This is a genomic window from Alicyclobacillus sp. SO9 (assembly GCF_016406125.1).
GTDB lineage: Bacteria > Bacillota > Bacilli > Alicyclobacillales > Alicyclobacillaceae > SO9.
On sequence record NZ_CP066339.1, the window covers coordinates 1 to 21,081 of the forward strand.

10 protein-coding genes and 3 rRNA genes are annotated in these 21,081 nt (G+C 48.9%); 12 read left to right on the top strand and 1 reads right to left on the bottom strand.

What is annotated here, in order from left to right:
- The 11 genes from dnaA to rrf all read left to right on the top strand — a co-directional run bounded on the left by dnaA (position 1) and on the right by rrf (position 16,646).
- Positions 1 to 1,383 (top strand): chromosomal replication initiator protein DnaA, encoded by a 1,383-nt coding sequence (gene dnaA / locus GI364_RS00005; RefSeq protein WP_198851716.1) that lies wholly within the window; start codon positions 1 to 3, stop codon positions 1,381 to 1,383.
- Between the two features lie 208 nt (positions 1,384 to 1,591).
- On the top strand, positions 1,592 to 2,725 hold the full coding sequence (gene dnaN / locus GI364_RS00010; protein WP_198851717.1) for a DNA polymerase III subunit beta: 1,134 nt from the start codon (positions 1,592 to 1,594) through the stop codon (positions 2,723 to 2,725).
- A 21-nt stretch (positions 2,726 to 2,746) separates the two neighbouring features.
- Positions 2,747 to 2,947, top strand: a complete 201-nt coding sequence (gene yaaA / locus GI364_RS00015; RefSeq protein ID WP_370541873.1) for a S4 domain-containing protein YaaA — start codon at positions 2,747 to 2,749, stop codon at positions 2,945 to 2,947.
- Between the two features lie 5 nt (positions 2,948 to 2,952).
- Positions 2,953 to 4,068 (top strand): DNA replication/repair protein RecF, encoded by a 1,116-nt coding sequence (gene recF / locus GI364_RS00020; protein ID WP_198851719.1) that lies wholly within the window; start codon positions 2,953 to 2,955, stop codon positions 4,066 to 4,068.
- A 9-nt stretch (positions 4,069 to 4,077) separates the two neighbouring features.
- Positions 4,078 to 4,353 carry an extracellular matrix regulator RemB gene (gene remB, locus GI364_RS00025; protein ID WP_198851720.1) on the top strand — a complete coding sequence of 92 codons (276 nt, stop codon included), beginning with the start codon at positions 4,078 to 4,080 and terminating at the stop codon, positions 4,351 to 4,353.
- Between the two features lie 57 nt (positions 4,354 to 4,410).
- Entirely contained in the window at positions 4,411 to 6,336 is a 1,926-nt protein-coding gene (gene gyrB / locus GI364_RS00030) for a DNA topoisomerase (ATP-hydrolyzing) subunit B (RefSeq protein WP_198851721.1), read from the top strand.
- A gap of 61 nt (positions 6,337 to 6,397) precedes the next feature.
- Positions 6,398 to 9,061 carry a DNA gyrase subunit A gene (gene gyrA, locus GI364_RS00035; RefSeq protein WP_198851722.1) on the top strand — a complete coding sequence of 888 codons (2,664 nt, stop codon included), beginning with the start codon at positions 6,398 to 6,400 and terminating at the stop codon, positions 9,059 to 9,061.
- A gap of 541 nt (positions 9,062 to 9,602) precedes the next feature.
- Positions 9,603 to 10,034: a universal stress protein gene (locus GI364_RS00040; protein WP_198851723.1), complete on the top strand. Its 432-nt coding sequence runs from the start codon at positions 9,603 to 9,605 to the stop codon at positions 10,032 to 10,034.
- 1,506 nt (positions 10,035 to 11,540) lie between these two features.
- Positions 11,541 to 13,087: ribosomal RNA gene (locus GI364_RS00045) — 16S ribosomal RNA — on the top strand.
- A gap of 318 nt (positions 13,088 to 13,405) precedes the next feature.
- Positions 13,406 to 16,367, top strand: a 23S ribosomal RNA gene (locus tag GI364_RS00050).
- Between the two features lie 162 nt (positions 16,368 to 16,529).
- Positions 16,530 to 16,646 (top strand): 5S ribosomal RNA (gene rrf / locus GI364_RS00055).
- The 16S, 23S and 5S rRNA genes sit together here, the layout of an rRNA operon.
- Before the next feature lie 903 nt (positions 16,647 to 17,549).
- Here rrf and GI364_RS00060 read toward each other — a convergent pair.
- Positions 17,550 to 18,968, bottom strand: a complete 1,419-nt coding sequence (locus GI364_RS00060; RefSeq protein WP_198851724.1) for a YaaC family protein — start codon at positions 18,966 to 18,968, stop codon at positions 17,550 to 17,552.
- A gap of 424 nt (positions 18,969 to 19,392) precedes the next feature.
- Between GI364_RS00060 and guaB the strand changes: the two genes are divergently transcribed.
- Positions 19,393 to 20,862 (top strand): IMP dehydrogenase, encoded by a 1,470-nt coding sequence (gene guaB, locus GI364_RS00065; RefSeq protein ID WP_198851725.1) that lies wholly within the window; start codon positions 19,393 to 19,395, stop codon positions 20,860 to 20,862.
- Positions 20,863 to 21,081 lie beyond the last annotated feature (219 nt).

Consider the following 21,081-nt stretch of genomic DNA (forward strand, 5'->3'; position numbering starts at 1 on the left):
ATGAGTTTGGCTTTTAACTCAACCTATTTTGATGATCTTTGGGAGCAGGTGCTGCTAATAATGAACGAGCGCATGAGCGGCCCAAGCTTCAACACATGGTTCGGAGGCAGCAAAATCATCAACTACGATACCGCCGCCAACGAAATAACCGTGTATATTCCCTCTTCCTTTTCTCGAAATTGGATTGTCAATCATTATAAGGACTTTATATCCACCACAGTTACTGCTCTGACTGAACAGGAGTACTCTATTAAATATATATGTAGCAATGAAGACGAGCAGAAGTCTCCAGCCGAGGAAATCGTTGCTGATCATCAAGCCAGCGAAGACTCAACCAAGAGCCCTCAAACCGAATCCAGCCAGTTTAACCCTAAGTACACCTTTGATACGTTCGTTATCGGCGCCAGTAATCGCTTTGCTCATGCAGCCAGTCTGGCAGTTGCTGAAAAACCCGCCCATTCTTATAATCCCCTCTTTTTGTACGGAGGAGTTGGCCTGGGAAAGACACACTTGATGCATGCTATTGGGCAGTACGTACACCAATACTCCCCTGACTCCAAAGTTCTATATTTGTCCTCGGAGCGTTTTACCAACGAATTTATCACCGCCATTCGCGACAGCAGGACAGCAGATTTCCGAAACCGCTATCGCTCCATAGATATACTGCTCATTGACGACATTCAATTTTTGGCAGGGAAAGAACAGACCCAAGAGGAATTTTTCCATACCTTTAACTCTCTACACGGAGAAGGAAAACAAATTGTAATCTCCAGCGACCGGCCGCCTAAGGATATTCCCACTCTTGAAGACCGTCTCCGATCGCGCTTCGAATGGGGGCTTATTACAGACATCCAGCCGCCGGATTTGGAGACTAGAATTGCCATTCTTCAAAGAAAGGCCAAGTCAGACAGGTTAGTCATTCCGGAGGACGTGTTGAACTACATTGCCAATCAGGTCGATACGAACATTCGAGAACTCGAAGGTGCTCTGATTCGAGTCGTTGCCTACTCGTCTCTCGTCAACGAGGACCTGTCGGTGCAGTTAGCAGAGCAGGCCTTAAAAGACATCATTTCACCGGACAAACCAAGAGAAATCACGTACTCACAAATTCAAAAAGTCATTGCCGATCACTTTGGTTTAAAAGTAGAAGAACTCAAGGCAAAAAAGCGCACAAAAAACGTGGCCTTTCCACGTCAAATTGCGATGTACTTGTGCCGGGAGCTGACAAACCTTTCACTGCCTAAGGTAGGAGAAGCATTTGGCGGACGCGATCACACCACAGTCTTACACGCGTGTGAAAAAGTGGCCCAGCAGATGAGTTCAGATCAACACACGGCCAACACAATAAATCGCCTGGCAGAGGCTATTAAGACCCTGTACTGAATTATCCAAAGTACGGTTGATAATTATGTGGACTTACACACAGGATATACACAGTCCACAGGCAAGCTCCCATTAAACATTTTCGGACTTATCCACATGTGAACAAGTACTATTACTATTACTGCGTCTTTTAAAGATCTTTAACATAAGAATATATGCACTGAATGAACACTTTAGAACTCGTATCTGGAAGGAGACGACAATCGTCATGAAATTCACTATTCATCAAAATGCACTTCTTCAACTTATTCAAACTTCCTCAAAGGCAGTAGCAGTACGAAGCACAAAACAAGTACTTATGGGAATCCTCCTTGAAGCAGAAGGAGATACGCTAACTGCGACAGCCTATGACCTTGAACTCGGAATCCAGAGTGCTATTCGTGCTGATGAGGAAAATAGATTTTATACCGAACAGTCTGGTGCCATCGTTCTTCCTGCCAGGTACCTGTTGGACGTCGTCAAGAAACTTCCTTCAGACATTGTTTCTTTTGACATTCACAACAACTACACTACAGACATTCAATGCGGACAGGTTGAGTTTCACCTGCATGGAATCGATGCAACTGAATTTCCAAAACTGCCTAGTTTCCACAATGTTGAAGCCATAGAACTCTCAACAGAAGCTCTCCAATCTTTGATTCGATCAACCTCTTTTGCAACGTCCACATCCGAAGTCAGACCCATTCTGACAGGAATTCACCTTCAGTTCGGCAAGGATGCACTGACGTTTACGGCAACAGATGGATTACGTTTAGCGACAAAATCAGTCCCCTTTTCCGGGACATCAGAAGAAGACGAAGAAAGAGAAGCCATTCTTCCGGCAAAATCACTAAATGAACTTCTGAAAGTTCTCTCCGATCTTACGGAGACTGTTTCCATTCAGTTCACAAACAGCCACAGCCTCTTTTCAATTGGGAACACCTTGTTTTACACTCGTCTCATTGAGGGAACGTACCCGGATACAACGCGCATTATACCTACAACACAGAAAACCGAAATTATCGTATCTAACAACGACTTTATGAACGCTATCGATCGCGCTGCATTAATTGCAAGGGACCGGGACAACCATATGATCCGAATGGAGCTCACGAACCAAAACCTAACAGTTTCATCAAGTTCTCCTGAAATTGGCAATGTATCGGAATCTATGTCTGTTTTAAATCAAATTGGCGATGATGTATTTATTGCCTTTAACGCGAAGTACGTTTTAGATGCTTTGAAAGCCTTGGGCAATGAAGAAATATCCATATACTTTAACGGCTCCAATCAACCGTTTGTTCTTCGTAAACACGGTCAAGAAGATACACTTCAATTGATTTCTCCAGTACTTATGAGATAACGAGGTGAAGTTTTGGAATTGGTGATTGAAGGAGACTACATTACCTTAGCCCAGTTTCTGAAGTTGACAGATGTCATCTCCAGCGGCGGACAAGCAAAGTTCTTTTTGCAGGAAGAGAATGTGTATGTTAATGGCATTGTCGACAAGAGACGCGGACGCAAGCTGTATCCGGGAGACGAGATTCAATACGGTGAACAAGTTTATGTCATCAGGGCGGAATAGTTTATATGCATATTACAGCGATTCGTCTTCATCACTTTCGCAATTACACAGATGAGTCACTTGAATTAAATCCGCATGTCAATATTTTGTTAGGAGACAATGCTCAGGGGAAAACTAATGTTCTCGAAGCCATCTATTTGCTGGCTGTGGGAAAATCTCACCGTACAGCGAAAGACCAAGATCTGATACACTGGGGAGAACAGTATTCATCCGTCGAGGCTGCAATTGAGCGCCGCGGTCGCAAGCAGACGATGGCCGTTCACTTGGGTAACAAGGGCAAGCGGGCACTGTTAAACGGGATTACGCAAACAAAAATGACCGATTTCGTCGGTCATTTTCAGGTTGTTTTGTTTGCTCCAGAAGACTTGTACCTAGTCAAAGGGGGCCCCGCACAGCGTCGACGCTTTATCGATATGGAACTGGGCCAAATCCAAGTGAAATACCTGTATCACTTAAGTCAGTATCATCGAGTTCTACAGCAACGCAATTCTATGCTAAAGCTTCCAAATCCAGATTTGGAACTTGTTGATGTTCTCAATACACAACTGGCTGAACATGGTGCGCAAGTCATGTACAGACGTCGTGCATTTGTTACCGATTTAGGAGAATTTGCACAAGGGGTATACCATTCCATATCTTCAGGAAAAGAGGCTTTTTCTCTGTCCTACAGCTGCTCAGTACCAGGCGTTCGATGGGAAGTCTCACAGTCCGTTGAAGAGTTGGAAGCCTTATTTAATCAGGCTTTGATTGATAAACAGAGTACCGATCTGAACCAAGGATATACAGGCATTGGTCCCCACCGCGACGATCTCGTTTTCAAACTAGACAATCAACCGGTTCAGTCATTTGCCAGTCAGGGTCAACAGAGGACGATTGCTCTGTCGCTTCGATTGGCAGAAATTGATTTCATCCACAGGGAAGTACAAGAGTACCCGGTATTGCTGTTGGACGACGTTCTTTCCGAACTTGATGACGAAAGACAGAGAAATCTCGTTTTATCTATGCGGGAAAAAGTGCAAACTATAATTACGACCACCAGTCTATATCATCTTCAAAGTCAGTTGGATAACGATGCACACCTGTTAAGGGTACGTTCTGGTATAATAGAAACTGAGGGGTAGGTGTCTTTCGTGTTTATACATATTGGCGGAGATACGATGGTTCGGTTAGAAGATATCATCGGCATTTTTGATTTGTCGGCGAAAGACAGCCCTGATACAAACAGTTACTTGGAATTAGCGAAGAGGGCCAATTCAGCGAAGATCATCGACGTTGGTGAACTGAAGTCCTTTGTCGTTACAAATAAGGCCTTATATTACTCCCCAATTTCTTCCCTGACGCTTAGAAAACGGGCGGCAATACTGGAACGGGGGCCGGGAGGTTCAACAACGTTTCAACAGCCTTAATTACCTCATTTCTGTTGACAGTTTTTCTAAACTGAAGGTTATTTATGAAGCTCACTTATGTATCCGTTGGAGGGAACACACTTGTCAAACCAAGTCTATGATGAATCACAGATTCAAGTTCTCGAGGGACTTGAAGCGGTTAGAAAACGTCCCGGGATGTATATTGGCTCCACCAGTTCCAGGGGATTGCATCATCTGGTGTGGGAGATCGTCGACAATGCGGTGGACGAAGCCCTGGCTGGACGGTGTACAAAGATTATTGTTCAGGTACACCCTGATAACAGCGTTTCTGTCATAGATAACGGAGCTGGATTTCCCGTCGGGATTCATTCGAAAACCGGGAGACCTGCAGTTGAGACTGCATTGACAGTCCTGCATGCAGGCGGCAAGTTTGGGGGCAGCGGATACAAAGTCAGCGGCGGTTTGCACGGAGTCGGTGCCTCAGTTGTCAATGCACTATCGAAAAACTTGAAAGTGGAAGTCCATCGAGAAGGAAACCTCTACGTTCAAGAATATGAACGAGGTGTACCGTTATACGATCTGAAAATAATGGGCACTACAGACCATACCGGTACGACCGTCACATTTACGCCCGATGATAAGATTTTTACGGAGACAACCAGTTTCGAAATCGATATTTTACAATCACGTCTGCGTGAACTGGCCTTTTTGAATGCCGGTCTGGAAATTCAGTTAGAAGACGAGCGCGATGAGAAGGCGTATAACTATTGCTATTCTGGCGGAGTTGCTGCTTTCGTTGAGTATATCAACAGGACAAAAGACGTCCTTCACGAGGAACCTGTGTTTGTCAGCGGGGTTCGTGATGACGTCACTATTGACGTCGCACTACAGTACAACGACGGCTATGCAACAACCATGTTCTCCTTCGCGAATAACATTAACACGCACGAAGGCGGAACTCATGAGTCTGGCTTTAAATCGGCCCTGACCCGAGTCATGAATGACTATGCACGCAAAATGGGGATTCTGAAGGACAGCGACAGCAAGCTAAGCGGTGACGATGTTCGTGAAGGACTAGCTGCCATTATTAGTGTGAAGGTACCAGAACCTCAATTTGAAGGACAGACCAAAACCAAGCTGGGAAACAGTGAGGTTCGAGGTATTGTGGACGGACTGTTCAGTGACAAGTTTTCTGCTTTTCTTGAAGAAAATCCGGCCGTAGCAAAACGGATTGTGGAAAAGTCGCTGACTGCAGCAAGAGCGAGAGAAGCCGCCAGAAAAGCCCGTGAACTTACCCGTCGAAAGAGTGCTTTGGAAGTCAGTTCATTACCTGGAAAACTTGCTGATTGTTCTACCAAGGATGCTTCTATCAGTGAGATCTACATCGTTGAGGGAGACTCAGCCGGAGGTTCTGCTAAACAGGGAAGAGACCGATCATTCCAAGCCATCCTGCCCCTTCGCGGTAAAATTATTAACGTCGAAAAAGCGCGTCTGGATAAAATTTTTTCCAATAATGAAATTCGTTCTATCATTACCGCCATTGGTACAGGTGTTGGTGAGGAATTTGAGTTAGATAAAGTGAGATACCATAAAATTGTCATTATGACAGATGCCGATGTGGACGGAAGTCACATCAGAATTCTGCTTTTAACCCTGTTCTATCGCTTTATGAAACCATTGATTGATGCGGGTTATGTATATATCGCTCAACCCCCTTTGTACAAGATTCAAAAAGGAAAATCTGTTCGTTACGCGTATACCGATAATGAACTGGATAGAATCTTGACCGAAACGGGCCGCAATGGCATCTCTCTCCAGCGCTATAAAGGTCTTGGAGAGATGAATCCCAATCAGCTCTGGGAAACTACGATGGACCCGGACGGCCGTACACTGCTCCAAGTCGGTATGGATGATGCGATGGAAGCAGATATGATTTTCAGTATGCTGATGGGAGACAAGGTTGAACCGAGGAGAGAGTTTATTGAGCAGCATGCTCGATACGTTCGCAACCTGGATATCTAGATAATTCAAATTGGAATTTATACAGATTGACTAGAACATTATCCAACGGGAGTGACAAGGTTTGTCAGACGAATTTGAAAGCAGAGTTTTACCTATCGATCTCGGACAGGAACTGAGAAACTCGTTCTTGGATTATGCAATGAGTGTCATTGTGAGCCGGGCAATTCCTGATGTCCGAGATGGACTCAAGCCTGTACATCGAAGAATTCTGTATGCAATGTATGAAGTAGGAATGACACCTGACAAGCCTCATAAGAAGTCAGCTCGGGTTGTCGGGGACGTATTGGCAAAATATCATCCTCATGGGGACAGTGCCGTTTATGACGCATTAGTTCGCTTGGCACAAACGTTTTCAACCAGATATCTCTTAGTTGACGGTCACGGGAACTTTGGGTCTGTCGACGGAGATTCAGCGGCGGCTATGCGGTACACTGAAGCTCGCATGTCATCGATTACTATGGAAATGCTGCGGGATATTAACAAGGAAACGGTAGATTTCGGACCAAACTACGACGAGAATGAAAATGAGCCGCTGGTGCTGCCATCTAGGTTTCCGAACCTGCTCGTTAACGGATCGTCAGGAATTGCAGTGGGAATGGCAACCAACATTCCACCCCACAACTTGACGGAAGTTATTGATGGTGTTGTGGCTATGATTGACAACCCTGAAATCACGATGGACGAACTCATGGCAATTATTACAGGTCCGGACTTTCCCACAGCAGGAATTATCCTCGGTCGTGCCGGTATTCGTAACGCGTACAGAACCGGGAGAGGTTCTGTAACGATTCGGGCAAGAACGGAATTTGAAGAGATGCAAGGGGGAAAGACCAGAATTGTGGTCAATGAAATTCCCTATCAGCAGAACAAAGCTCGCCTCATTGAAAAAATTGCGGAGTTAACCCGCGATAAGAAGATAGACGGCATTACTGACCTTCGAGACGAGTCCGATCGCGACGGTATGCGCATCGTCATCGAACTTCGCCGAGATGTAAGACCTCAGGTAGTCTTAAATAATCTGTATAAGCACACGGGTCTGCAAAGCAGTTTTGGCATTATCATGCTGTCTCTCGTGGATGGACAACCAAAAGTGCTGAACCTGAGAGACATGATTTATTTTTACCTGCAACATCAGAGAGATGTAGTCCGCAGGCGGACACAGTTTGATCTCAACAAGGCTGAAGCCCGCGCTCATATTCTCGAAGGATTGCGGATTGCGCTCGATTACCTGGACGAAGTGATTGCTTTGATTCGAGGGTCGCAAACCACCGAAGAGGCTCGGGAAGGTTTAATCAACCGATTTGGATTGAGTCACGAGCAAGCTCAGGCAATCTTGGATATGCGATTGCAGCGCCTGACAGGATTGGAACGAGAAAAGATTGAAAATGAGTACAACGAACTGCTCGAGCTCATTAAACGTTTGCGAGAGATCCTGGCAGACGAACAACTGCTTCTCGGCGTGATTAGAAGGGAAATTCTTGAAATTCGAGATAAGTTCGGTGATGCACGACGAACTGAAATTATCGCTTCCGAAGGAGATATTGCCGACGAAGACCTGATTCCGGTTCAGGACGTGGCCATCACACTCACCCATGCAGGCTACATTAAGCGAATTCCGCTGTCTGCGTACCATACGCAAAAGCGCGGAGGCCGCGGTATATCCATGATGGGAACCCGCGAAGAAGACTTTGTGGAACACATGTTCATTACATCCTCTCACCACCATTTGCTCTTCTTTACAAACAGGGGCCGAGTGTACAGTGTGAAAGGATATGAGGTGCCTGAATACAGTCGACAGGCCAAAGGGATCCCAATTATTAATTTGCTTCAAATTGAGCCTGGAGAGCAGATTTCAACCGTCATTCCCGTTAGCACATTGAATGCAGAAGAAGTGTCAAATCAGTTTCTGTTCTTTGCTACGCGTCAGGGTGTAGTAAAGAAAACAGCTCTCGCAGACTACAGCAATTTACGAAAGACAGGTCTCATCGGTATCAATCTCCGAGAAGAAGATGAACTGATTTCTGTTCGCCTCACTGACGGCGAGCAAGATATTATCATGGCAACGTATAAAGGCATGTCGATTCGCTTCTCGGAAAAGAATGTTCGTCGCATGGGTCGTGCAGCAACAGGAGTCAAAGGTATACAACTTTCTGCCGAAGACAAGGTCATTGGTATGGATGTTGTTCAAAACGGAGAAAACGTGTTGGTGGTTACTACCCGCGGATACGGCAAGAAAACTCCTATTATCGACTACCGGTCCCAGACCCGCGGCGGTAAGGGTATCAAGACGTTAAATTGTACAGAGAAAAACGGCTTCATTGTTGGACTCAACATTGTGGACGATGAAGATGATCTGATGATCATAACCAATGCAGGAATCACCATTCGAATTCATGTAAAAGATATCTCCAAGCAAGGGCGCTTCACACGCGGCGTAAAACTCATCAATGTACCTGAAGGCGAAGAAGTCGCAACCGTTGCACGTGTCATTCCAGGGGACGAGGATGAAGAAGGCGCTGAGAATATCACAGACGTCATTGAGGTCGATGATGTCGTTGAAGTTCTTGAAGGTGTCGAGCTTGAAGATGCTGAAGACATGGACGGGTCTGAGGACATGGACGATGCTGAAGAAGCGGATGTTGTTGAGGACGAGCTTGAAGACGATGGAAGCGATGAAGAAGCGGAGGATGCTTCTGAAGAAACGGACAATGCTGAGGACGAGTAAGAGGGTTAAAGCAAGTAAGAGGGTTATAGTAAGTAAAAGTTTCCCAATGTAGATCTAAGCTCGAATTAGGAAAGTGAGTCTAATACTGATTTGAGCTCTCCATAAGAAACATGTAGAGGTCTTTACGCGTTAAAACGGCTTCAATACTGAGGGGAGAAACAGTAGATGGAGCCGAACGACCAGAGAGCTTGATGACAACATGACAACAGTGTAAAGATAAATGCGGCCGGCGACGTAACAGCGCTCGGCCGCTATTTCTATTGGAGATTGGCAAACGATGAGCCCATCAGCCTCGTAGTTAAACGTGTGGTTAAACGTGCGATTGAAAGTGCGATTGAAAGTGCGATTGAAGGCGCTATTTAAGAGTGATGGACTTGTAGTAAGACTTGTGGTTAAAATGGACTGTCAAATCTTCAAAAATCGGTACATACGAACTAGTATATACTGAACTTTCGGTAATTTGATAAAATAGTAATAATTAAAGTAGAGACACCCGTTCAATCAGTCCCGCATCATATCTATGTTGCCAGGAGGGCTTGATATGAAGAAAATTTTGTTCGCCGCGGATGGTTCGGACTCGGCTCTACATGCAGCAAAGTTAGCCAATGAATTTCTTGAAGTTTGGCCTGACGCAACCGTTGACGTTTTCTATGTAACGCAGATGTTCACGTCCGCCCATGGGGTCAACGTGTCGGCTGAATTTGCTAAAGACCTTGCCAAGGAAGTCAAAGAACACTCGATGGCACCATCTGAAAAGAACCAACATCGCGTTCGATTTCGGCATGAAAGAAGTGTAACATCTCCTGCTATTGTACTGGCCCAGGTGGCAAAAGACGAAGGATTTGATTTGATTGTTTGTGGCAGCCATGGTCGCAATGCCGTGAACCGCTTCTTTCTTGGCAGTGTCAGTCACGGACTCGTCCACCATGCGGAAGTACCGGTTCTTGTGGCGAGAGAACGGACTGAGGACTAACACTACGTTCTGTCGATAACGTGTGTTGACGACGATTTTCAGTGATCTGAAGTTCAGTGACTTGAAGTTCAGAAACTTGAAGTTCAGACATCAGTAACTATCGTTCAAATTTCCGATACAACTCCCATACATTGAGAAATGGTATGCTGTCAGTTCACACTCAAGAGATGACGGTGTATCATTTCTTGTTGTATTGCTTATTTTTTATTTGTGGCAACCGAGTCAATGGTACAGGGGATATGGAAATGCTCGCCGGTTTCTCATGTTTCGGCGGACTCTCGGCTTTCAGTCTAGAAATGCGCTATTGCAGGACAAGATGTGGACTTGTCACACAAGAATTGATAATATCGTTGTTGAATAAGGGTATCGGAAATTCGTTTTGTGAAGATAATGTGATGAAGAAACTAAATGCAAACCATGACTCGCTAGAAGGCTGAAAGCTATGCCTCTAACGAATATCTCTAATGCATATTTAATATGCACCCAGCATGAAACTGCGAGACTCACGCGGGCAACGGCTTGAAGACGGTATTTGAAGATAGATTTCTGCTTTTTAAGTGTAATGCAAGGTGGTGGAATCGTGAGTAATTTTGAGGAATTGGGAATCATTCAAGGTGGCTTGTTTCTTGGTTTCTTTGTATTTGTTGCACTGTTAATGTTTTTTTTCAATGCAGTCTTAAAGAAATGACAAGTATCTCGTATCACAGATGAAGTCGGGTAGATGAAAGGTGGAGCAATTACTTCCGAGATCGCGGGGATCATTCGGAATCGGGCAGATGATATCCGTGCTAACCTCATTCCCCCGACGTCTCGCTTTTGATGGTCCGACGAATACTCAGAGTGCCACATCTCTGGAAATTCAACCAGAATATCGAGTTGGATGAATCGTCCAGTTATTAAGTAATGAAAATTCGCCTAATCATCCCTACTCTCTCATCCCTGGCTCATCCAGTTGCTAATGCCAGCGCAAGCATATTGACCTCATGCACTTGTGTTATTGATGCACCACTTTCTACCCCTATTTCAAAACGAGTGAGCGCACAAACTCACCTTAATAACATACTTACCCTAATGATCTCTGCAGTATAATGAACCACTGAGTCCGTGTGATTAGCCGACCCTCCCAGAATCCGGAACGGTACACGCTGCTGGAAATCGTCAATTTCATAGAAGCCGCAATTCGACAGTTATACAACCGCCATTACAGCAAAGATAACCCTGATATACTAAACATATACATATGAATTATAGTTCTGTCAAAGATTGCACGGCTTTTCTTATACAAATGAAGTTTCGTGGGTTGACATTACCAACTCTGCGATGCTATACTATTTCTCGCCGCTAATAAAGCGGTTCGACAAAAACCCTCACATTTTGTAAGCCAAAATGGAAATTTTAGAGGTTTACCGGTTCCTTGAAAACTAAACACACGAAAGAGACGCTTGTGTAAGAAATGAGCTTCGTCTGTTCTTTGAGAGAAGAGCAGTACAGGATATAAGCAAGACCAAATTTGAGAGTTTGATCCTGGCTCAGGACGAACGCTGGCGGCGTGCCTAATACATGCAAGTCGAGCGGACCTCTGGGAGCTTGCTCCCAGAGGTTAGCGGCGGACGGGTGAGTAACACGTGGGCAATCTGCCTGTCAGACTGGAATAACATCCGGAAACGGGTGCTAATGCCGGATAGACAGCGGGAAGGCATCTTCCTGCTTTGAAAGCTGCTACGGCAGTACTGACAGAGGAGCCCGCGGCGCATTAGCTAGTTGGTGGGGTAACGGCCTACCAAGGCAACGATGCGTAGCCGACCTGAGAGGGTGACCGGCCACACTGGGACTGAGACACGGCCCAGACTCCTACGGGAGGCAGCAGTAGGGAATCTTCCGCAATGGGCGAAAGCCTGACGGAGCAACGCCGCGTGAGCGAAGAAGGCCTTCGGGTTGTAAAGCTCAGTCAATCGGGAAGAGCGGACAGGAGAGGGAATGCTCCTGTCGAGACGGTACCGGAAGAGGAAGCCCCGGCTAACTACGTGCCAGCAGCCGCGGTAATACGTAGGGGGCAAGCGTTGTCCGGAATCACTGGGCGTAAAGCGTGCGTAGGCGGCCTTGTAAGTCTGGGGTGAAAACTCAGGGCTCAACCCTGAGAATGCCTTGGAAACTGTGAGGCTTGAGTACTGGAGAGGCAAGGGGAATTCCACGTGTAGCGGTGAAATGCGTAGAGATGTGGAGGAATACCAGTGGCGAAGGCGCCTTGCTGGACAGTGACTGACGCTGAGGCACGAAAGCGTGGGGAGCGAACAGGATTAGATACCCTGGTAGTCCACGCCGTAAACGATGAGTGCTAGGTGTTGGGGGTTACCGCCCTCAGTGCCGAAGGAAACCCAATAAGCACTCCGCCTGGGGAGTACGGTCGCAAGACTGAAACTCAAAGGAATTGACGGGGGCCCGCACAAGCAGTGGAGCATGTGGTTTAATTCGAAGCAACGCGAAGAACCTTACCAGGGCTTGACATCCCCCTGACCGGTGTAGAGATACACCTTCCCTTCGGGGCAGGGGAGACAGGTGGTGCATGGTTGTCGTCAGCTCGTGTCGTGAGATGTTGGGTTAAGTCCCGCAACGAGCGCAACCCTTAATCTGTGTTACCAGCATGTAAAGATGGGGACTCACAGGTGACAGCCGACGCAAGTCGGAGGAAGGTGGGGATGACGTCAAATCATCATGCCCTTTATGTCCTGGGCAACACACGTGCTACAATGGGCGGAACAAAGGGAAGCGAGACCGCGAGGTGGAGCAAAACCCAGAAAACCGTTCGTAGTTCGGATTGCAGGCTGCAACCCGCCTGCATGAAGCCGGAATTGCTAGTAATCGCGGATCAGCATGCCGCGGTGAATCCGTTCCCGGGCCTTGTACACACCGCCCGTCACACCACGAGAGTTGGCAACACCCGAAGTCGGTGGGGTAACCCTTAGGGGGACTAGCCGCCGAAGGTGGGGCTGATGATTGGGGTGAAGTCGTAACAAGGTAGCCGTATCGGAAGGTGCGGCTGGATCACCTCCTTTCTATGGAGTACTAGACAGACCGCGAGAGTCTGTCAGAACGCAAGCGTCTCTGAACTAACTGCAAGTCCCGCTGGGAAACTGGAGTTAGTGTGTGTGTTTAGTTTTGAAGGTGCCCTGCCTGCAGGAATGCAGGGAAGTGTATCTTCAACTTTTGTGTCTTTGGACACAGAGGTGTGTACCTTGACAACCAGATAGCGAGAAGTGAATTTTCCTGTTCACAAGTAAGAAATGGGTAACTGCACTTCGTTCACAGGGATGTGAATGAAAGTGATAGTATGAAATACCGAAAATCGGGAAGCAGCAATGCGGACCGAATGTGGTGAAGGTAGAAAGGGCGCACGGGGGATGCCTAGGCGCCAGGAGCCGAAGAAGGACGGGGCGAACACCGAAATGCCACGGGGAGCTGTAAGCGAGCCTTGATCCGTGGATGTCCGAATGGGGGAACCCCCTGGTCGTGATGGGCCAGGACTGCAGACTGAATCCATAGGTCTGTAGAGGCAACCGGGAGAACTGAAACATCTCAGTACCCCGAGGAAGAGAAAACAAGAGTGATTCCGTCAGTAGTGGCGAGCGAAAGCGGAAGAGCCTAAACCGGATACGCGGGAAACCTTGCAGGGGATGCGTAGACGGGGTAGCGGGGCAAGCGAAGAACGGGCTGCAACCGGTTCACAGAGTGAGAAAACGATGTTCGTAGAGGAAAGGTCTGGGAAGGCCTGTCGAAGAGGGTGAGAGCCCCGTACTCGAAACGGACGCGACTTTGTCGCATGACCCCAAGTACCGCGGGACACGAGAAACCCCGTGGGAATCTGGGAGGACCACCTCCTAAGGCTAAATACTCCCTGGCGACCGATAGTGATGAGTACCGTGAGGGAAAGGTGAAAAGCACCGCGGGAGCGGAGTGAAAGAGAACCTGAAACCGTGTGCCTACAATCAGTCGAAGCATCCGTAGAGGTGTGACGGCGTGCCTTTTGTAGAATGAACCGGCGAGTGAGGGCGGCGAGCAAGGTTAAGGTGAGAAGCCGGAGCCGAAGCGAAAGCGAGTCTGAAAAGGGCGATAAGTTGGCAGTCCTCGACCCGAAACCGGGTGATCTACCCCTGGTCAGGGTGAAGTGCGGGTAACACCGCATGGAGGCCCGAACCCACTGGCGTTGAAAAGCCAGGGGATGAACTGGGGGTAGGGGAGAAATTCCAATCGAACTCGGAGATAGCTGGTTCTCCCCGAAATAGCTTTAGGGCTAGCGTCCGGGGATGAGTTGCGGAGGTAGAGCACTGATTGGGTGCGGGGCCCGTCCAGGGTTACCAAGCTCAGTCAAACTCCGAATGCCGCAATATTAACCCGGGCAGTCAGACTACGAATGCTAAGATCCGTGGTCAAAAGGGAAACAGCCCAGACCAACAGCTAAGGTCCCAAAGTACCAGTTCAGTGGGAAACGATGTGGCGGTGCACAGACAACCAGGATGTTGGCTTAGAAGCAGCCACCATTGAAAGAGTGCGTAATAGCTCACTGGTCGAGTGACGCTGCGCGGAAAATGTAACGGGGCTAAACTGGACACCGAAGCTTTGGATGCACAGAGATGTGCGTGGTAGGGGAGCGTTCCATGAGCGGCGAAGTTGAGCTGAGAGGCTTGGTGGAGGTCATGGAAGTGAGAATGCCGGTATAAGTAGCGAAAAGACAAGTGAGAATCTTGTCCGCCGAAAGCCCAAGGGTTCCTGGGGAAGGATCGTCCGCCCAGGGTTAGTCGGGACCTAAGGCGAGGCCGAAAGGCGTAGTCGAAGGACAACTGGTGGAAATTCCAGTACCACTCCAGACTGTTTGAGCGAAGGGGTGACGCAGGAGGTCCAGGGAAGCGGCCGGATGGAAGAGGCCGTCCAAGCAGCAAGAGGGGAATCGAGGCAAATCCCGGTTCTATTAACCTCAAGCTGTGATGGGGAGGGAAGAACAGTACCGAAGTCCTGAGGATCACACTGCCGAGAAAAGCCTCTAGTGAGGAAAGGAGTGCCCGTACCGAAAACCGACACAGGTGGGCGCGTGGAGAACACGAAGGCGCGCGGGAAAACTCTCGTTAAGGAACTCGGCAAAATGGCCCCGTAACTTCGGGAGAAGGGGCGCTCATCGAGAGATGAGCCGCAGTGAAAAGGCCCAAGCGACTGTTTATCAAAAACACAGGTCTCTGCCAAGCCGAAAGGCGAAGTATAGGGGCTGACGCCTGCCCGGTGCTGGAAGGTTAAGAGGAGGGCTTAGGGTGTAAACCCGAAGGTCTGAATTGAAGCCCCAGTAAACGGCGGCCGTAACTATAACGGTCCTAAGGTAGCGAAATTCCTTGTCGGGTAAGTTCCGACCCGCACGAAAGGCGCAACGACTTGGGCGCTGTCTCAACGAGAGACCCGGTGAAATTGTAATACCTGTGAAGATGCAGGTTACCCGCGGCTAGACGGAAAGACCCCGTGGAGCTTGACTGCAGCTTGATATGGGAGATGGGTATGTCATGTACAGGATAGGTGGGAGACAGAGAAGCAGGGGCGCAAGCCAATGTGGAGTCGGTGTTGGGATACCACCCTTGAGATGCCAATCTTCTAACCTGGCGCCATGAAACTGGCGTGGGGACAGTGTCAGGCGGGCAGTTTGACTGGGGCGGTCGCCTCCAAAAAGGTAACGGAGGCGCCCAAAGGTTCCCTCAGCGCGGATGGAAATCGCGCAGTGCGTGTAAAGGCAAAAGGGAGCTTGACTGCGAGACGGACAGGTCGAGCAGGGACGAAAGTCGGGCTTAGTGACCCGGCGGCCCCGAGTGGAAGGGCCGTCGCTCAACGGATAAAAGCTACCCCGGGGATAACAGGCTGATCTCCCCCAAGAGTTCACATCGACGGGGAGGTTTGGCACCTCGATGTCGGCTCATCGCATCCTGGGGCTGAAGTCGGTCCCAAGGGTTGGGCTGTTCGCCCATTAAAGCGGTACGCGAGCTGGGTTCAGAACGTCGTGAGACAGTTCGGTCCCTATCTGCCGCGGGCGCAGGATACGTGAGAGGAATCGTCCTTAGTACGAGAGGACCGGGATGAACAGACCGCTGGTGTCCCAGTTGTTCTGCCAAGAGCATAGCTGGGTAGCTAAGTCTGGAAGGGATAAGCGCTGAAAGCATCTAAGCGCGAAGCCCCCCTCAAGATAACGTGTCCCATCCATTTATGGAGTAAGACCCCTTGAAGAAGACGAGGTAGATCGGTCCGGAGTGGAAGCGTAGTGATACGTGGAGCTGACGGATACGAATCGGTCGAGGGCTTCACCAGAGGAACAGGGAAACGACAGACGACTCGCTGTCTGGGAAGACAGGTATACAAACTACTTGAAGCGCGAAGGTGACTTCAAGGAAGTACATAGGGTTGATGCGGTGTCTGCGAAGAAGCGTTCACTTTAGTGCCAGCGGATGAGCTGACACCGTATGAACCCAGTCTGGTGACGAGAGCGGAGGGGCCACACGCGTACCCATCCCGAACACGACCGTTAAGACCTCCAGCGCCGATGATACTTGGAGCGCGAGCTCCTGGGAAAGTAGGACATTGCCAGGCGAGAGAGCAAGAAGAGAGAGGCGTTGCACCCGATGGGGTGCAGCGTCTTTTGTATGTGACTGCAGGTACAAGTGACGGAATGAACAAGAGAGAAAGAGGAGAAGGAAGATAAACGGGGAAACCCGTTATTTACCGTCTGAAGTTCCTTGAATGCATGGAAGCAGAGTTGGTGTTTCGTGAGGGGAGCGATAGAGAGAAGACGACGAGAGCGGATGAAGTGTTTTTGTGTGTGACTGTAGGTACAAGTGGAGGAACCGACAAAGAGAGAAAGAGGAGAAGGAAGATAAACGGGGACACCCGTTTATTTACTGTCTGAAGTTCCTGAATGCATGGAAGTAGAGTTGGTGTTTATGGCGGAATTGTGTCTGCTTGAGGGCAAAAGAGGGGGGGCAGTGCCAAAACATGGTCCCTGGCGACGTTGTGTTCACAAGGCGGACACAAACAGCCCGTTGACATGCCTCAGATGTGGCGGAACTGTGTCCAAAGACCCGATGAGGGGGAGGGGTGCAGAAAATAGAGATCCCACAAGTGCTTATTTGGAACATGCCTATCGCCGAGTACAAAATAAGCTCCTGAGAAGTGCTTAAGGGCCGGAAAACCAACGAAAATGGGGTCTGAACAGCAAATAAGCTCGTCTGAAGCGCTTATTTGCTCCATTGGGCCTCCGATGCGGCGAATAAGCGCTTCTCGGATCTCTATTTGCCCTGGCGCCGACAGCTGGCCCCCGGTTGGATGCCCATGCGCCGACAGCCGGAGCCCCCGGGGCCGACAGTCGCAGCCCCCGGGCGCATTCCTGTGCTGCGCTGCCCCCTGCGCCCGTGCGATTGTTCCCGAGCCCCCATCCCTTTGGGCCCGGTTGCCCCGCTGCTCGCAGGAGGCGATGTTTCTCCAAGCTCTCTCTTCTTAGTCGTTGACTATGCGGCCGTCCGCAATCCATTCGATGGATTGGGGAGTAATAGGAATGTCAAGGCGCACGATGGGTCGGGGACAGGGGAGTCTTAAATACTCACGCACTAAAAGTGCATCCTGTTCATTATTCCAGTGAATGATGTCAGACCATTCCGTTGCGGAGTATCTGCTCAGCGCAGAAAGGCAGAAGAGTAATCCGTATTGTACGAGATAAACGGGATAGGCGGGTTCGTCTACGAGATAGTCTACTCCGTCGTAAGAGTTGAACCACGGATGATTCGGAGTTGGCAATGGGATATTTAGATAACCTTTCCGATTTGCTTCAGATGATACTAACAGGCTTGAATTTGCTCCAGGTGGGGCACTGCTGGCTGGTTCATGTCCTTGCACGTATCTAGAATCGTGAGCTCGCTCAACTTGTCCCATCATAGTGGATGAGCCGGTGTTTGCATCCTGGGGAATTTCCGTGCCTACATGGTTTACGGGACCTGCATTTAGATACGCTTGCTTCCATTCATCGACGGTCATGCCCTGGTTTGAAGCAATTCGACGAGAGACCCATGCTCTACTTCTTTGAGCCGTGATACGAACTGGGGGAGTGCCAGTCGAGCGTGCTCTTTGCGTTTTTTGCACACCATTCGAAGACGCAGTTTTGTCCACAGTGGCTGCGTGGGACGCAGACTCCCCTAAATCATCGATTTGTGTGAGAGACTCCGTTGTCTCTTCATTGGTATCCAGGTGCTTGTCCATGGATTCCATAGGGTCCGTCTGATCGCGCTGGACTTGTGCTGTCTGACCTTGTGCCATCTGATCTTGTGTCTTTGACTGACGTACCTCTACATGCACCGATTCTGGTGGACCCATTGTTGGCATTTGACTGGAATTTGTATATAGAGGGTATGCGTGTTCCAAGTGATCGTAAAATTGCCCCAAAATGCCCGATAATTGTGGGAGTGAGCCAATCAAATCTCCGACAAGAAGCTTTTCAGGCAGAGGTTTTTGAGAGAATAAGTGATGAAATGACTGGATGATGCCTTCCTTATGTACAGTGAGTTTCTCCAATGGCCATCGATACCCACTGCGCTTGATGCGTCGAACAGAGAGTCCGTGTTGGAGAACACTGGTTGAGGACGGGAAGTCCAACTGAAAGAGGTATAACAGTGTTTTCACTGTATGCAGCATTTGGTAGTACCTTACGACGGGCTTTACTTCCATGGGTGCAGAATCCGCTGCCGCTGCGTAGGCAACTGCCTGCCTGGCGTAACTGGCTACATTTTCAGAGGCTCTGTACAATATGCCCGCATGGGGACTTCCATTGCCATTCTTGTCGGGATGATCCCTATGAATTTTTCTCATCAATCGAAGCGCATACGCTTCACTCTGCAGTTGTCTCATGCCTACATGGTTGAGCATTGAAATCTACACATCCCAATTCTCAAAAGTGAACAGCCTCATTTCAAGCAACCGGCCCCAATTAAAAGTGCATAGCTTAAAGGCCATTGAATTTGTACAACTGGCCTGTGTCTGGATGGCCGCGTACTTCCTAGAATCACACATGCTTAGGTCAGACAGCGTTAGTCCATATCTTTATGCCACACATGCTTAGGTCAGACAGCGTTAGTCCACATCTTTATGTCATACACGCTTATGTCACACGCCCTAGTCCACACAGCGTTAGTCTACACCGGTCCCATGACAGGTCCCGCTTGTGTCGAAACTGGGTTCAATTTGTCGTTGACACGTCTATAGGCGGTTGCTATACTACGCAATAATATCCACGGGAGAGCCGGATACTATACCTTGTAGCTAGGTGGAAAAGAATACGGGAGGGATTGCGTTGAGCACGAATTGGGGCAATAAATTCGGGCCAGAGGCGCTAACGTTCGACGATGTGCTTCTAGTACCTGCAAAATCAGATGTTCTTCCGAAAGACGTCGATGTCAGTACGCAATTTACAACAGGCATACGCTTGAATATTCCGATAGTTAGCGCCGCGATGGATACAGTAACCGAAGCGGCGCTTGCTATTGGTATGGCTAGAGAAGGCGGTATTGGAATTATTCATAAGAACATGACTATTGAGCAGCAAGCTGAGGAAGTGGATAAGGTAAAGAGATCGGAGAGTGGTGTTATCACCGATCCCATCTATCTGACCAAGGACCATCCTCTCAAGGATGCTGAATTCCTCATGTCAAAGTACCGAATCTCCGGAGTCCCCGTTGTAGAAGAAAATACTAAGAAACTCATTGGTATTATCACAAACCGCGATTTGCGGTTTGAACCGGATGAAACACGTCCTGTTGGAGAGGTTATGACACGGGGAAATTTGGTTACAGCTCCGGTAGGGACCACATTGCAGGGTGCTAAGGAAATTTTACAGCAGCACAAGATTGAAAAGCTGCCTCTGACTGACGACAACGGTATTCTAAAGGGTCTCATTACCATTAAAGACATTGAAAAGGCGCGGCAGTTTCCGCATGCAGCCAAAGACAGCCAAGGCCGCTTGGTCTGCGGTGCTGCGGTTTCAACTAGTGCAGACATGGACAACCGCGTCGCTGCATTGGTTGCAGCAGGTGTCGACGTCCTGGTGGTGGACACCGCGCACGGTCACTCAACAGGCGTTATTGAAGCTGTGAAGGCGATCCGCCAACGCTATCCGGATTTGCAGTTAGTCGCAGGGAACGTCGCAACGCCGGAAGGAACCTTGGCTTTGATTGAGGCTGGTGTGAATGCGGTGAAGGTGGGTATTGGACCGGGATCGATCTGTACAACCCGCGTTGTTGCAGGCATCGGTGTACCTCAAGTCAGCGCGATTTACAACTGCGCCTCTGTCGCAAAAGAAAAAGGTGTTCCAATTATTGCAGACGGCGGCATTAAGTACTCCGGTGACATTGTGAAAGCTTTGGCAGCCGGGGCGAATACGGTTATGGTGGGAAGTCTGTTGGCTGGTACAGAAGAAAGCCCCGGTGAGACGGAGATTTTCCAGGGTCGGAGGTTTAAGGTATACCGCGGTATGGGATCGCTTGGAGCCATGAAGGAAGGCGGCGGCGAACGCTACTTCCAAGAGGACAAGAAGAAGCTGGTACCGGAAGGCATCGAAGGTCGAGTTGCCTACCGCGGACAGCTGTCCGAGACCTTGTATCAAATGGTCGGCGGCGTTCGAGCCGGAATGGGGTATTGCGGTACTGCGGATGTTCAGGAACTGCATGACTATAGTCAGTTTATCCGCATTACGGCTGCAGGCCTGCGAGAGAGCCACCCGCACGATGTGCAAGTCACGAAGGAAGCTCCGAACTACAGCATCTAGTCCAAAGCACTATGGCTCTCGCTTTTTAGGCGGGAGCCAAATCTCCAGTTGATTCCACCTCTATGAGATAGTTTCGTATGATATACTAGATTCGTTTATAGCATGCCTAGTATCCGTGCTAGCAGTGTCTACCACTGTCAATGGCAGGTGCTTACCTGCTTCATCTGCCGAAGATACATCCCCGGTTTCCGGTTTCTTGGTCTGGTGAGGCATCTTCTT